This is a genomic window from Pseudomonas sp. DC1.2 (genome assembly GCF_034351645.1).
GTDB lineage: Bacteria > Pseudomonadota > Gammaproteobacteria > Pseudomonadales > Pseudomonadaceae > Aquipseudomonas.
The window spans coordinates 4,223,025-4,236,392 of record NZ_CP133782.1; the positions used below are offsets into that span (position 1 = coordinate 4,223,025).

General features: G+C 55.4%; 15 protein-coding genes. 3 read left to right on the forward strand and 12 right to left on the reverse strand.

Annotated features, from left to right (window positions below):
• Positions 1-90: 90 nt before the first annotated feature.
• From ruvB to RHM68_RS19115, 8 genes are all read right to left on the reverse strand, one after another.
• Entirely contained in the window at positions 91-1,152 is a 1,062-nt protein-coding gene (gene ruvB, locus RHM68_RS19080; RefSeq protein WP_322217819.1) for a Holliday junction branch migration DNA helicase RuvB, read from the reverse strand.
• Positions 1,153-1,761, reverse strand: a complete 609-nt coding sequence (ruvA, locus tag RHM68_RS19085) for a Holliday junction branch migration protein RuvA (protein ID WP_322217821.1) — start codon at positions 1,759-1,761, stop codon at positions 1,153-1,155.
• A 113-nt stretch (positions 1,762-1,874) separates the two neighbouring features.
• A complete protein-coding gene (gene ruvC / locus RHM68_RS19090; protein ID WP_322217824.1) occupies positions 1,875-2,399 on the reverse strand; it encodes a crossover junction endodeoxyribonuclease RuvC in 525 nt (174 codons plus the stop codon).
• Positions 2,400-2,515: 116 nt separating this feature from the next.
• Positions 2,516-3,262: a YebC/PmpR family DNA-binding transcriptional regulator gene (locus RHM68_RS19095; protein ID WP_322217826.1), complete on the reverse strand. Its 747-nt coding sequence runs from the start codon at positions 3,260-3,262 to the stop codon at positions 2,516-2,518.
• Between the two features lie 120 nt (positions 3,263-3,382).
• A complete protein-coding gene (gene aspS, locus RHM68_RS19100; RefSeq protein WP_322217828.1) occupies positions 3,383-5,158 on the reverse strand; it encodes an aspartate--tRNA ligase in 1,776 nt (591 codons plus the stop codon).
• A 120-nt stretch (positions 5,159-5,278) separates the two neighbouring features.
• A complete protein-coding gene (locus tag RHM68_RS19105) occupies positions 5,279-5,500 on the reverse strand; it encodes an FmdB family zinc ribbon protein (RefSeq protein WP_010457489.1) in 222 nt (73 codons plus the stop codon).
• A gap of 136 nt (positions 5,501-5,636) precedes the next feature.
• Complete coding sequence (locus RHM68_RS19110) at positions 5,637-5,975, reverse strand: ribbon-helix-helix domain-containing protein (protein WP_322223860.1); 339 nt, start codon at positions 5,973-5,975, stop codon at positions 5,637-5,639.
• A 261-nt stretch (positions 5,976-6,236) separates the two neighbouring features.
• On the reverse strand, positions 6,237-6,707 hold the full coding sequence (locus RHM68_RS19115) for a Dps family protein (RefSeq protein WP_322217834.1): 471 nt from the start codon (positions 6,705-6,707) through the stop codon (positions 6,237-6,239).
• Between the two features lie 300 nt (positions 6,708-7,007).
• Between RHM68_RS19115 and RHM68_RS19120 the strand changes: the two genes are divergently transcribed.
• A complete protein-coding gene (locus RHM68_RS19120) occupies positions 7,008-7,610 on the forward strand; it encodes a cold-shock protein (RefSeq protein WP_322217836.1) in 603 nt (200 codons plus the stop codon).
• Positions 7,611-7,687: 77 nt separating this feature from the next.
• On the opposite strand, the gene RHM68_RS19125 is transcribed toward RHM68_RS19120, so the two are convergent.
• On the reverse strand, positions 7,688-7,894 hold the full coding sequence (locus RHM68_RS19125; RefSeq protein WP_322217838.1) for a SlyX family protein: 207 nt from the start codon (positions 7,892-7,894) through the stop codon (positions 7,688-7,690).
• 3 nt (positions 7,895-7,897) lie between these two features.
• Positions 7,898-8,323: an HIT domain-containing protein gene (locus RHM68_RS19130; protein WP_322223862.1), complete on the reverse strand. Its 426-nt coding sequence runs from the start codon at positions 8,321-8,323 to the stop codon at positions 7,898-7,900.
• A 917-nt stretch (positions 8,324-9,240) separates the two neighbouring features.
• On the opposite strand from RHM68_RS19130, the gene RHM68_RS19135 reads away from it, so the two are divergent.
• Positions 9,241-10,572, forward strand: coding sequence for an OprD family porin (locus RHM68_RS19135; protein ID WP_322217841.1), 1,332 nt, complete (start codon positions 9,241-9,243; stop codon positions 10,570-10,572).
• Between the two features lie 234 nt (positions 10,573-10,806).
• Here the strand turns inward: RHM68_RS19135 and RHM68_RS19140 are convergent, their stop codons facing one another.
• Both RHM68_RS19140 and RHM68_RS19145 read right to left on the reverse strand, forming a co-directional pair.
• Positions 10,807-11,646, reverse strand: a complete 840-nt coding sequence (locus RHM68_RS19140) for a mechanosensitive ion channel family protein (protein WP_322217843.1) — start codon at positions 11,644-11,646, stop codon at positions 10,807-10,809.
• A gap of 137 nt (positions 11,647-11,783) precedes the next feature.
• Positions 11,784-12,269 carry a YajQ family cyclic di-GMP-binding protein gene (locus RHM68_RS19145; protein WP_322217845.1) on the reverse strand — a complete coding sequence of 162 codons (486 nt, stop codon included), beginning with the start codon at positions 12,267-12,269 and terminating at the stop codon, positions 11,784-11,786.
• 140 nt (positions 12,270-12,409) lie between these two features.
• Between RHM68_RS19145 and RHM68_RS19150 the strand changes: the two genes are divergently transcribed.
• Positions 12,410-13,327 carry a putative 2-dehydropantoate 2-reductase gene (locus tag RHM68_RS19150; protein WP_322217848.1) on the forward strand — a complete coding sequence of 306 codons (918 nt, stop codon included), beginning with the start codon at positions 12,410-12,412 and terminating at the stop codon, positions 13,325-13,327.
• The last annotated feature ends 41 nt before the right edge of the window (positions 13,328-13,368 follow it).

Consider the following 13,368-nt stretch of genomic DNA (forward strand, 5'->3'; position numbering starts at 1 on the left):
TTCATTGTTCTGCTGCTTTCTAGTGAAAGATTCGTCATACCAGCCCCTAGGACCGCGCAAACCCCGAATAAATCAGTGCGCGAAAATTTATTAATCGTCCACTGCATCGAGAAACTCGTCTACCACGGGCATCTCACCCATTCGTGACGGGATGTTTAAACCAAAGTGCAAATACGCATGCCGAGTGACGACTCGACCCCGTGGGGTCCGCATGATGTAACCCTGCTGGATCAAATAAGGCTCCAGCACATCTTCGATGGTATGACGTTCTTCACTGATGGCCGCCGCCAGGCTGTCCACCCCGACAGGGCCACCGTCGAACTTCTCGATCATGGTCAACAACAGACGTCGATCCTGGTGGTCCAGGCCACGCTCATCGACATCCAGCAGGTTCAGGGCCAGGTCGGCGATCGGCTTCGTGATATGGCCATTGGCGCGAACTTCGGCGAAATCCCGAACCCGGCGCAGCAAGCGGTTGGCAATTCGCGGCGTACCTCGAGCACGCCGAGCGATTTCAAAGGCGCCCTCCGGGTCCAGCGGCAAACCAAGAATATTCGCCGAACGACTGACAATCGTTGCCAAGTCAGCCGTGCTGTAGAACTCCAGTCGCTGGACAATCCCGAAGCGGTCACGTAACGGGTTGGTCAGCATGCCGGCGCGAGTAGTCGCGCCGACCAGAGTGAACGGCGGCAGATCAAGTTTGATCGAGCGTGCAGCCGGGCCTTCGCCAATCATGATATCGAGCTGAAAATCTTCCATAGCCGGATACAGCACTTCTTCGACAATCGGCGACAGCCGATGGATTTCGTCGATGAACAGCACGTCATGAGGCTCAAGGTTTGTCAGCAGCGCGGCCAAATCACCGGGACGCTCAAGCACCGGTCCAGAGGTGCTTTTGATCGACACGCCCATTTCCTGGGCAATGATGTTGGCCAAGGTGGTTTTACCCAAACCGGGCGGGCCGAAAATCAGCGTGTGGTCCAGCGATTCGTTACGTCCACGGGCAGCCTGGATAAACAACTCCATTTGTTCGCGAACGGTCGGCTGGCCAATGTATTCGGCCAGGCTGACAGGACGAATCGCACGGTCCTGGACCTCTTCACGGTCACGAGGGCCGGGCGTGGCGGCAATCAGACGATCAGCTTCAATCACTTAGATCATTCCCTTCAGGGCACGACGAATCATGTCTTCACTGCTCAAACCTTTCTCCTTGATCGCGGAAACAGCTTTGCTCGCTTCCTGAGGCTTGTAGCCCAAGGAAATCAGCGCACTGACCGCGTCGTTTTCGGCGGTAGCCACCTGGACGGGTGCATCCGGTTGATTCGGCACCAGCGCAAACATGCTGGGCACGGTTTCCCAGGCCTTGAAACGGTCCTTGAGTTCCACCAGCAAACGCTCGGCAGTTTTCTTGCCCACTCCCGGCACTTTGGTCAGCGCTGACGTGTCTTGGGACTGCACGCAACGGACCAACTCATCAACCTCCAGACTCGACATCAAAGCCAGCGCCAGTTTCGGCCCCACCCCGTTGAGACGGATCAGTTCACGAAAAAAGTCTCGCTCGCGCCTGCCAAAGAAGCCATAGAGTAACTGCGCGTCTTCGCGCACCACCAGATGGGTGTGCAAGGTCAGCGGTTCACCGACCGACGGCAAGCGATACAGGGTGGTCATGGGCACTTCCAGCTCATACCCCAGACCGTTTACATCCAGAATCAGGTGCGGCGGCTGTTTCTCAGCGAGGGTGCCGCGCAAGCGTCCAATCACGTTTCAGATCCTTGAGCGTTGGCCAGATCGAAGGCTGGCGACTGACAGAGCAAGGGGCGGCGCCGACAACACAGGCGCAAAACCCTCATTCCATAAAAAGATTGCTGATGCTATCAGAGACGCAGGCGCCCGCCACGACTGCGTGCCGCGCCCAAACCGTGAGGCAACAGGCTGGAACGGGTATGAGCGTGACAAATCGCAATAGCCAGGGCGTCCGAGGCATCGATTTGCGGTTTACTGATTAGTTTCAGCATGTGCATGACCATCATCTGCACTTGCTCTTTATTGGCCGCACCGGTCCCGGTCACTGCCTGTTTGACCTGAGTGGCGGTGTACTCCGCGATCTCCAGGTTTTCTTCGGCACCGGCCACGATAGCTGCGCCACGCGCCTGACCGAGCTTCAGCGCAGAATCGGCATTGCGCGCCATGAAGACCTTTTCGATGCCCATGGTCACCGGCCCGTAGGTCTGGATGACCTCGCGTACACCGCGATAGACGATTTGCAGGCGCTCATGCAGCTCACCGGCACCAGTGCGAATGCAACCCGACGCAACGTAAACACAACCGCGTCCGGTATCGCGTACAACGCCATAACCGGTAATACGCGAACCGGGATCGATACCAAGAATTAAAGTCATAACGCCTGCGGGTTGGGTAAGAGCAGCATTTTCAATGCCGCTAATAACAAATGTGGGAGCTGGCTTGCCTGCGTTAACGTAAGCGAGCCGGCTCCCACAGTAGATCTTAGTCGCGCTTAGCCCAACTGAGCGGCAACCGACTCCGCAATGTCCGCATTGGAATAGACGTTTTGCACGTCATCCAGGTCTTCGAGCATGTCGAGCAGTTTGAGCACCTTCTCGGCGCCCTCCAGATCCAGTTCGGCACTGGTGGTCGGCAGCATCACAATTTCTGCGTCATGCCCTTTAAAACCTGCAGCTTCGAGAGCATTGCGCACGGAGTAGAAACCCGCGAACGAGGTAAACACATCAATAGAGCCGTCTTCATGGGTCTCCACGTCGTCGGCGTCGGCTTCCATGGCGGCTTCCATCAGTGCGTCTTCATCAACGCCCGGAGCAAAGGAAATCTGCCCCTTGCGCTCGAACAGATAGGCCACCGAACCATCAGTCCCCAAATTGCCGCCACACTTGCTGAACGCATGACGCACAGCGGCTGCGGTGCGGTTACGGTTGTCGGTCATGCATTCGACCATCACCGCAACACCGCCAGGGCCGTAGCCTTCATAAGTCAGCTCGACCATGTCGTCAGTGTCGGCAGCGCCAGCGCCGCGGGCGACCGCGCGGTCGATGATATCGCGACTCATGTTCGCACCAAGGGCCTTGTCCAGCGCCAGACGCAAACGCGGGTTGGAGCCTGGATCAGCGCCGCCCTGACGGGCAGCAACGGTCAGCTCACGAATCCACTTGGTGAAAATCTTGCCTTTCTTGGCATCCTGACGTTCTTTGCGGTGCTTGATGTTCGCCCACTTGGAATGACCCGCCATAACTCGCTCCGAATTCTCTTTGAAACATTGCTCGCCACGCGAGGATGCGTCGGCCAGCAAAAAAATTTCGACCCATTAAAAACAAAGGGCGCCTGCGAAGAGGCGCCCTTCAGGTCAGTCTTACTCTGCTTTAGGCGTTTCGCGCAGACGAATGTGCAATTCGCGCAGTGCCTTGGCATCGACAACACCAGGAGCTTGAGTCATGACGCATGCCGCGCTCTGGGTTTTCGGGAAAGCGATTACTTCACGGATCGACTGAGCGCCAGTCATCAGCATCACCAGACGGTCCAGACCAAACGCCAGACCACCGTGCGGCGGCGCGCCGTATTTCAGGGCGTCGAGCAGGAAGCCGAATTTCTCTTCCTGTTCCGCTTCGCTGATACCCAGCAGACGGAACACCGACTGTTGCATTTCCTTGCGGTGGATACGGATCGAGCCGCCACCCAACTCGGTACCGTTCAGCACCATGTCGTAAGCGCGGGACAAGGCGGTTGCCGGGTTGGCTTCCAGTTCTTCCGGGGTACACTTCGGCGCGGTGAACGGGTGGTGCAAGGCGGAGAAGCTGCCGTCGTCGTTCTCTTCGAACATAGGGAAGTCGACCACCCACATCGGGGCCCACTCGCAGGTCAGCAGGTTAAGATCGTTACCCACTTTGATCCGCAGCGCACCCAGGGCTTCACTGACAATCTTGGCCTTGTCGGCACCGAAGAACACGATATCGCCGTCAACCGCACCTACGCGATCAAGGATGACATTGAGGTTGGCCTCAGGGATGTTCTTGACGATAGGCGACTGCAGGCCTTCGACGCCCTTGGCACGCTCGTTGACCTTGATGTACGCCAGCCCCTTGGCACCGTAGATGCCGACGAACTTGGTGTAGTCGTCGATCTTGCTTCGCGGCATGCTTGCGCCGCCCGGTACACGCAGAGCTGCAATGCGGCTCTTCGGATCGTTGGCAGGACCACTGAAGACCTTGAAGTCGACTTCTTTGAGCTGATCGGCAACATCAACCAGTTCCAGCGGGTTACGCAGGTCCGGCTTGTCGGAACCGTAACGACGCATGGCCTCGTCCCAGGTCATGTGCGGGAAGTCGCCAAATTCCAGATCCAGCACTTCCTTGAACAAGTTGCGGATCATGCCTTCGGTAAGGCCCATGATGTCTTTTTCGTCGAGGAAGCTGGTTTCGATGTCGATCTGAGTGAACTCAGGCTGACGATCGGCACGCAGGTCTTCATCGCGAAAGCACTTGGCGATCTGGTAGTAGCGATCGAAGCCGGCGACCATCAACAGTTGCTTGAACAGCTGAGGCGACTGCGGCAACGCGAAGAACGAACCGGCGTGAGTACGGCTAGGCACCAGATAGTCACGTGCGCCTTCAGGGGTCGCGCGCGTCAGGATCGGCGTCTCGACGTCGAGGAAGCCGTTTTCGTCCAGATAACGACGAATGCTGGTGGTCATACGCGAACGCAGACGCAGCTTCTCGAGCATTTCCGGACGACGCAGGTCGATGAAGCGATAACGCAGGCGGGTTTCTTCGCCAACGTCGGAGAACTCATTGAGCGGGAACGGCGGGGTTTCCGATTCGTTCAGCACTTCCAGTTCGTAGCCCAACACTTCGATCATGCCCGAAGCCATGTTGGCGTTGCCCGCACCGGCTGGACGCAAGCGCACCTTGCCGGTGACCTTGACCACGTATTCGCTACGCACACGATCGGCGGCAGCAAAAGTTTCAGCGCGGTCCGGGTCGAACACCACTTGGGCCAGACCGTCACGATCACGGATATCGAGGAAAATCACTCCACCGTGGTCACGGCGACGGTGAACCCATCCGCAAAGGGTAATTTCCTGGCCTTCCAGGCTTTCGTTCAGTTGGCCGCAATAATGGCTGCGCATCATGGTAGTGGTTTCACTTCTCGTAATTCGAAATTCGGTTGGAGGCCTTGCTGCACCATCGCACCCGTTAGGCGCCTGATAATGCAAGAGCTCGCGCGTAGAGTTCAACACAGGGTCAAGACGCTAGTCGGCTTTATCGCCGCCGGCCAGATTCTTCTTCGAGCCTGTCTTGAAATCGGTTTCGTACCAGCCGGTACCGCTGAGGCGAAAACCTGGCATGGACAGCATCTTTTTAAGCTCTGGCGCCTGGCACGCAGGGCAGTCGACCAGCGGTGCTGCGCTGATCTTTTGAATGGCTTCCAACTGATGACCACAGGAAGCACATTGATAGTCGTACATCGGCATGGGGTTGTCTCGGTGATCAGATTGCTACCGCACACGCAAGGTTTTGCGGCAAAGAGTGCGATTATATCCATTAAATGCAGCCTGTGCAGCCGGAAGACTGCACAGGACGACACTCAGCCGCGATACGCCGCCTCAACTAGACCATGGCAACGCAGCCCCCATCTTTAAGGCTATGCACGACACAGACCACTCGCACCAACCCGCTGAAATTCTTTACCCCGCCATGACGCAAATGCACCTCGCGGTCCACATGAGACAACAGGGCACTCACTGTGCAGCAATTAGCCTTGGCCATTTCGCTGAGAATATCCCAGTAGACCCGCTCCAACCGCAAGCAGGTCGAAAAGCCATTCAAACGCACGGATCGGGACAAGGGGCACGCCAGCCCCATATCGAATGCGCTGACAAACGGATCAATTTTTATATCCTGCGGCGAACCGGGTTTCTCCTCTCTTCGCCTGTCTTCATAAAGCATATCGTTGACACTCCTTTGCCATCCTTGTTCTTTTAAAAAGCAACATCCTGTTTCTTTATAAAAGCGCAGACGCAAAGTTATATCCAGACGACTTTATGACCATGAACGTAGGATAAGCCAACAACTGATAGGGGATCGCAGACACCGTCCTACGCCAGGAAAGTTCCTACACAGGCAGGTATAGATTCTTCGAAAAAAAACTCACACATGTTAAAAAACGCGCGAACAACGCCCTAAGACGTTATTCGCGCGCAGACGTGATTACTGATCCAGCAGAGAGCGCAGCATCCACGCGGTCTTTTCATGGACTTGCATGCGCTGGGTCAACAGATCAGCCGTTGGCTCGTCGCTGACTTTGTCCAGCAACGGAAAAATTCCGCGGGCGGTGCGGGTAACCGCCTCCTGTCCCTCGACAAGTTGCTTGATCATATTTTCTGCACTGGGCACACCTTCTTCTTCCTTGATGGAAGAAAGACGTGCGTACACGGAGTAAGCACCCGGCGCAGGAAACCCGAGTGCGCGAATGCGCTCGGCAATTGAATCGACGGCCAGCGCCAACTCGTTGTATTGCTCTTCGAACATCAAATGGAGGGTCCGAAACATCGGGCCCGTGACATTCCAGTGGAAGTTATGAGTTTTCAAATAAAGCACATACGTGTCCGACAGCAGGCGCGACAGCCCATCCACAATCGACTTGCGATCTTCTTCACTGATACCGATATCTATTGCCATGTCTTTCCCCTAACGGTGATGAAGCAAATGCAGGCCCACTCTATCAAGCCAGCCGGCTCACTGCAGCTTCGGATCACCAGACGACCTGCGACATATCGATCATCAGGGCGCCGCCTGACGCCCTGATTTGAGTAGCCTGTGGCTTTGCTGTTAAATAGGCAGCGTGTCGCTATGCCCTATTTACCCAAGCACAGCGCATAGGCTGGTACCGGGTGCGTGTCCGACGCCTCTTATTGTTCCGAAGCGAACCGTGCTCAATCAGCTCTTCCTTGTGATCCGTCTTAACGTGAGTCAATTAAAATGTTGAAAATCGTCCACCTGCTAATGGGCGCAGCAGCCTTGCTGCTGTCCTTCATCCCTAGCCTGCAACCCCAAGCTGCACCTTACCTGCAACAACACGATGCGCTTTACCTGGCCTTTTTCGGCCTGCTCAACCTTACCCTCGCTCCGGTTATTCCTTACTGGAACAAAGGTCCGCGTCACCAACTGCAAAATCTGGTCAGCATCCTGCTGTTGCTGGCCGTCGTACTGCAAACCCTTACACTGCTGGCCCAGATGCCGACTATCGGCGGTCAACCTGCGGTGCTCTTCAGTCTCACGCTTGCTCTGATTGCCGTATTGCTGCACCTGGCAGTCAGTTTCTACAAATCTTCACCGGCCGCTGCTTCGCCAAGCTATGACATGAGCAACCGCGATACTGGCACCGTCAAGTGGTTCAACACCTCCAAAGGCTTCGGCTTTATCTCTCGGGATTCGGGCGATGATATTTTCGTGCATTTCCGGGCCATTCGTGGCGAAGGTCACCGGGTACTGGTCGAAGGCCAGCGCGTGGAGTTTTCTGTCATGAACCGTGACAAAGGCCTACAAGCCGAAGATGTGATTGCCGCATTACCGCGTCGCTGATCCCGAGCGACAAAAAAACCGCGGACAGCCGAGCTGTTCGCGGTTTTTTATTGCATCGACTTCTACAAAAGATGGATTCAATAGTGCGGTGGTGGCGCCTCTTCCTCGGAGGACTCAAACTGGCCAACCATTTCTTCCTGGCGCCTGATGAGGGCCGCCATTTGCAACTGCAATCGATCAACCACTCGCTGCTGTGCCACTAGCACATCGTTCAATGAATGGAGGGTGTCATCTTGAAACGCCAACCGGCTTTCCAGATCGTTAACGCGCTCTTCAAGAGTCATCTGTCAAACCTCTAAAAACGTGAATTCATCGGTCAAGACCAAACGCAGTCGCTCACGAATCACGCTGATCTGCTGCGCACTGTAGGGTTTGGCCGGGTGTTTGCCCCAAACGGGAGCTGGCCAAGCGGCGTCATCACGCTTGCGCACAATCACGTGCATGTGCAGTTGACTCACCACATTGCCCAAAGTGGCGACATTCAACTTATCGGCATCAAATGAATCCTTAAGCAACTCCGCCAGTGCGGTCGTTTCCTGCCAAAGCTGCTGTTGATCTGGGACATCCAACTGAAACAACTCGCTGATATCCTCGCGGCGCGGCACCAGGATGAACCAGGGATAGTTCGAGTCGTTGGACAGCAGCAATCGGCAGAGCGGGAAGTCCCCGATCGGCAAGGTATCTTGTTGAAGTCGTGGATCTAAAGCGAACACTGAATGCACTCCCGCCTATTCATCATTTTCAGCTTAGCGCCCCTCCTCGGAGGCTGTGCGCCAAGCGACAGGACGGAAGCATACCTGCGAACGTCGTCGGCTTCACGGCGAACAGACAGCAAGACTCGTCGGGAAATTCAGAGAACAGGCAAACGAGCGCCCCGGCATGAAACATTTGCAGCCAGAGCGCACCAATACAGAACCAGGGCCGGGACCAAAAACGCTGTGTGACCCACAAACAGCGACAGGTGCAAATGTGCCAGACACCTGAACTGTGTGGATTCGGTACAGCGATTGAAATTTTTTGCACCAAAACCGCACAGGGCGTCTACGCTCTGTGCGTCGGGTATCCGCGAATTACTCACTTTTTAGGGTGAACCGGTAACGTTTTGGGTTGTCACGCGATTGACGCAAAACTGAGACACAAAGCAATTCATGGCGTCAAGCGCTAACAAAACGTGCTTGAAAGGCCCGGTTTTATGCGGTTTTTACAGCAGCAATAAGGGCAGCAGAAAAAAATAGTGATGGTTTTCTGCTTTGTGCACGCTTGTTGCATCCATACACATATAGCCTTTTAGAGCTCAACTGGAAGTCGAGACCTGAAGGCAAATAAAAACAGCGGCAGGGTTGCCCAATGGAGATTCAAACGTTTCACCATGGACTCTTTTTATCGACGCTAAATCCATGAGAAAACAACGTTAGAGTTGTCAATTCGGTTGCGTCGGGGCAGTAAATTTGCGACATCTACCCAGCGATTTGCGACAGGGTCGTAAAGAAGCTGCAAGGTTAGACCCGCAAGTATCGCCAACATTGTCGGCGTGATATAAGTTTGCGCCGACACAAAAAGAAAGAGCCGCCCAGATAATAAATCAGGTGGGACGGCAGTACTCTTCTAAAAACCAAAGGAGCAAATCACGATGCGCGTGATGAAGTGGAGCATGATCGCCCTAGCTGTAACTGCAGCTACCGGCACCCAAATCGCTACAGCAGAACCGTTCGTTAGCGACCAAGCTGACGCAAAAGGCTTCGTTGATGGCGCCTCGGCTGGCATTGTACTGAAGAACTATTACTTCAACCGTGACCGTAAAGCAGGCGCCAACGACCAGATTGACTGGACCCAAGGCGTTCTGGGCAAGTTCAGCTCCGGCTACACCCAAGGTACTGTTGGTGTGGGCGTTGAAGGCTTCGGCGATGCTGGCTTCAAACTTGACGGCACCGATTCGCAAGCAGGCTCAGGCAACTTGAGCCGTGACAGCAATGGCGACAACAACAACAGCTTCGGTAAAGCAGGCGCGGCCGTTAAAGTCCGCATCTCCAAAACTGAACTGAAGTTCGGCGACCAGCAGCCTACTACTGCACCGGTATTCGCCGTCGGCGGCAGCCGTCTGTTCCCACAGACCGCTCGTGGTTTCCAACTGCAGAGCAGCGAGATCAAAGATCTCGACCTCGAAGCCGGTCACTTCTACGCCTCCAGCAGCCAGGATAAAACCTCGCTTCAGGGTAACCTCTGGACCCAATACGCGAACACCCAGGTCCAAAGCGCTGACTACGTGGGCGGCAAATACGGCGTCAACGAGAACCTGACCCTTTCGCTCTACGGTGCCAAGTTCCAGGACACCTGGACCCAGTACTACACCAACGCGAACTACACCCTTCCGTTGGCGACTGACCAGTCCTTGAACTTCGACTTCAACCTGTATCAGACAAACGATACCGGTGCAGCGAAAGCAGGCAAAATCGATAACACCACCTACTCGCTGGCAGCGGCTTACTCCTTCTTGAAGGCGCACACCGTTACTCTGGCATTCCAGCAGGTTCACGGTGACACTCCATTCGACTACATCGGTGTGGGTGATAACAACCGCGGCGGCGACTCGATTTTCCTCGCCAACTCGATCCAGTACTCTGACTTCAACGGTCCAGAAGAAAAATCCATTCAGGCTCGTTATGACCTGAAAATGGCCGAGTACGGCGTTCCAGGCTTGAGCTTCATGGTTCGTTATGCTCACGGCCAAGGCATCGACGGTACCAAAATGGCACTTGATAGCCCTTACCGTGCATACGGTTACGGCGCAGACGGCCGCCACAACGAGACCAACCTGGAAGCTAAGTACGTCGTCCAGACTGGTCCTATGAAAGATCTGTCCTTCCGTGCTCGCCAAGCGTGGCACAGAGGCAACACTGACCAGGCCGAAGGCAACATCAACGAGTTCCGCCTGATCACCGAGTACCCGCTGAACATCCTGTAATCGCTACGACTACAGTTGTTCGCTTGATGTAAAAAAGGCCCATCTTTGATGGGCCTTTTTTTATGTTCAAAACGAGATGAAAACGAATAAAATAATTAGCCTGCTAATAATAAGTCAACACTCTATTGCGCTCTAGAGCAGAACACAGCAGATTTTAAAAACACTCAAGGGGCATATCGCCCCTTGAGTTCACTGCCAGTAGTTGACACAACGGACAAGTAATAACTCCCCCACTTATTCCGTTGTTTCCTGAATCACGCGAATCACGCGCTGTGGAAAAGGAACACTAATACCTGCGGCCTTCAGGCGTTCACGGGAGTGTTCGTTGAACTGAAACAGCACATCCCAGTAGTCCGCAGTTTTGACCCAGATACGCAGGGAAACGGTGATCGCGTTATCGCCAAGCGTCGACACTACCGCCACTGGCGCAGGATCGGCCAACACACGCTCATCCTTGGCCAAGTCCAATAGGACTTCGCGCACCTTCTGCAAGTCCGCCGTGTAATCCACGGCAACATCAAACACGACTTTACGAGTCGGCTGACGGTTGGTGTTGGTGATGATGCCGTTGGACAGCACGCCGTTAGGGACGATGACAGTCTTGTTGTCGCCCGTGCGCAGAATCGTATGAAAGATCTGAATGCTGTCGACAGTACCCGAAGTGCCTTGAGCTTCGATCCAGTCACCAATGCGAAACGGACGAAACAACAAGATCAATACACCGCCCGCGAAGTTCGCAAGGCTGCCTTGCAAAGCAAGGCCGATGGCCAGACCCGCCGCACCGATGGCGGCTACAAACGAGGTGGTTTCCACACCAATCATTGAGGCCACGCTGACAATCAGCAGCACCTTGAGAATGATGTTCGCCAGGCTGCTGATAAACCCCTGCAATGCCAAATCAGCATTTCGCAGCGCCAGCAGGCCGCCGAGCTTTTGCGTGACTTTGTTGATTAACCACCAGCCAATGCCGAGGGTGATCACCGCCAGCAATACGCGGCTACCGTATTCCATGATCATTGGAATCCAGGCTTGAGACGCCCTGACCAGGTTGTCCACTTCAGCATTCAAATCCATCTATTTTCTCCTGATTTCCGGCTAACCGGCACGCAAAAAATGAACGGCAGAAAAGACAGAACCTTGAGGGTTCAATCGTTTCTGCCGTGGCTGGGGCCTCGGACGTCGAAAATACCGAGAGGTTCCCGTTTGGAAGATCAGTCGCGGAAGTTATTGAACTGTAGCGGCATATCGAAGGTCTTGGCGCGAAGGGCAGCCATGGCCTCCTGCAAATCATCACGCTTCTTGCCAGTGATACGCACCTGCTCGCCCTGAATGGCGGCCTGGACCTTGAGCTTGGCGTCTTTGACATGAGCGACAATTTTTTTCGCCATCTCTTTGTCGATGCCCTCTTTGAGGACCGCTTCCTGCTTCATCAGCTTGCCCGAGGCGTAGGCGTCCTTGACTTCAAGGCACTGCACGTCAATTTTGCGCTTGACCAGGGCCAGTTTGAGGATCTCGATCATCGCTTCAAGCTGGAAATCGGCTTCAGCCGTCAGGTTGACGGTCAGGTCTTTTTCCTTGAACTCAAAGCTACCTTTACCTTTCAAGTCATAACGACGATCGAGCTCCTTGACGGCGTTCTCGACCGCGTTGGTGACTTCGTGTTTGTCCAGTTCGGATACCACGTCGAACGACGGCATGTAATCTCTCCAATAAAAAGGCGCGCTCGGTAACGATGGCGCGCGCTTGGCTTGCGGTTAAAATCGGGCTCATTATAACGGGTCTTTTCCAACCGACACTGCGAGCCTCACATGCCTGCGTCAAACCGAGCAAAAAGCTGATGCCTACTACCTGGCATATTCTGGGCGCCGGCAGTCTCGGCACCTTATGGGCCACGCGCCTGGCTAGGGCCGGTGTGCCGGTGCGGTTGATCGTGCGCGACGCTGCACGCTTGCAGGCCTACCAGGTTGCCGGCGGGCTGACCCTAGTGGAGCACGGCGAAGAAAAACACTATGCCATCGCGGGCGAGACACCGGACAACCCGGCGCCCATCAAGCGTTTACTGGTCGCCTGCAAAGCCTACGACGCCCAAGAAGCCGTCGCCCAGTTAGCGCCGCGCCTGGCACCGGGCGCCGAGCTGATCCTGTTGCAGAACGGCCTCGGCAGCCAGGATGCGGTCGCAGCCCGTGCCCCTCACGTCCGTTGCATCAGCGCCTCAAGCACAGAAGGTGCGTTTCGCGACGGCGACTGGCGCGTGGTATTCGCCGGTCACGGTTACACCTGGCTGGGGGATGCCGCCCACCCGGTGGCGCCGATCTGGCTGGATGACTTGACTAGCGCTGCCATCCCCCATGAGTGGAGTACCGACATCTTGACCCGACTGTGGCGCAAGCTGGCGCTCAACTGTGCGATTAATCCGCTGACGGTGCTGCACGATTGCCGCAACGGCGGTTTACAACAGCACCGTTGCGAAGTCGCGACCCTGTGCCTTGAGCTGGGTGAGTTGCTTCAGCGCTGCGGTCAACCCGCCGCCGCCGAAGACTTGCAACAGGAAGTCGAGCGGGTGATCCAGGCGACGGCAGCCAATTACTCCTCGATGCATCAGGATGTGGCAAATCAGCGCCGGACCGAAATCAGCTATTTATTGGGCCACGCGTGCGAGGTCGCGGCACGGCACCAATTGAACGTGCCCCACCTCAGACAATTACAACACCGGCTGATCGCCCATCTGCACAGCCTTGGATTGCCCAGCGACTGAGCAGCGGCTACGCTGGCCACTTGTTCCTTTTCTGCGATGAA

Coding starts and splice junctions, on each gene's coding strand:
- ruvC (WP_322217824.1), bottom strand. CDS start 2,399: ATGACTTTAATTCTTGGTATCGATCCCGGTTCGCGTATTACCGGTTAT.
- RHM68_RS19095 (WP_322217826.1), bottom strand. CDS start 3,262: ATGGCGGGTCATTCCAAGTGGGCGAACATCAAGCACCGCAAAGAACGT.
- aspS (WP_322217828.1), bottom strand. CDS start 5,158: ATGATGCGCAGCCATTATTGCGGCCAACTGAACGAAAGCCTGGAAGGC.
- RHM68_RS19105 (WP_010457489.1), bottom strand. CDS start 5,500: ATGCCGATGTACGACTATCAATGTGCTTCCTGTGGTCATCAGTTGGAA.
- RHM68_RS19110 (WP_322223860.1), bottom strand. CDS start 5,975: ATGCTTTATGAAGACAGGCGAAGAGAGGAGAAACCCGGTTCGCCGCAG.
- RHM68_RS19115 (WP_322217834.1), bottom strand. CDS start 6,707: ATGGCAATAGATATCGGTATCAGTGAAGAAGATCGCAAGTCGATTGTG.
- RHM68_RS19120 (WP_322217836.1), top strand. CDS start 7,008: ATGTTGAAAATCGTCCACCTGCTAATGGGCGCAGCAGCCTTGCTGCTG.
- RHM68_RS19125 (WP_322217838.1), bottom strand. CDS start 7,894: ATGACTCTTGAAGAGCGCGTTAACGATCTGGAAAGCCGGTTGGCGTTT.
- RHM68_RS19135 (WP_322217841.1), top strand. CDS start 9,241: ATGCGCGTGATGAAGTGGAGCATGATCGCCCTAGCTGTAACTGCAGCT.
- RHM68_RS19140 (WP_322217843.1), bottom strand. CDS start 11,646: ATGGATTTGAATGCTGAAGTGGACAACCTGGTCAGGGCGTCTCAAGCC.
- RHM68_RS19145 (WP_322217845.1), bottom strand. CDS start 12,269: ATGCCGTCGTTCGACGTGGTATCCGAACTGGACAAACACGAAGTCACC.
- RHM68_RS19150 (WP_322217848.1), top strand. CDS start 12,410: ATGCCTACTACCTGGCATATTCTGGGCGCCGGCAGTCTCGGCACCTTA.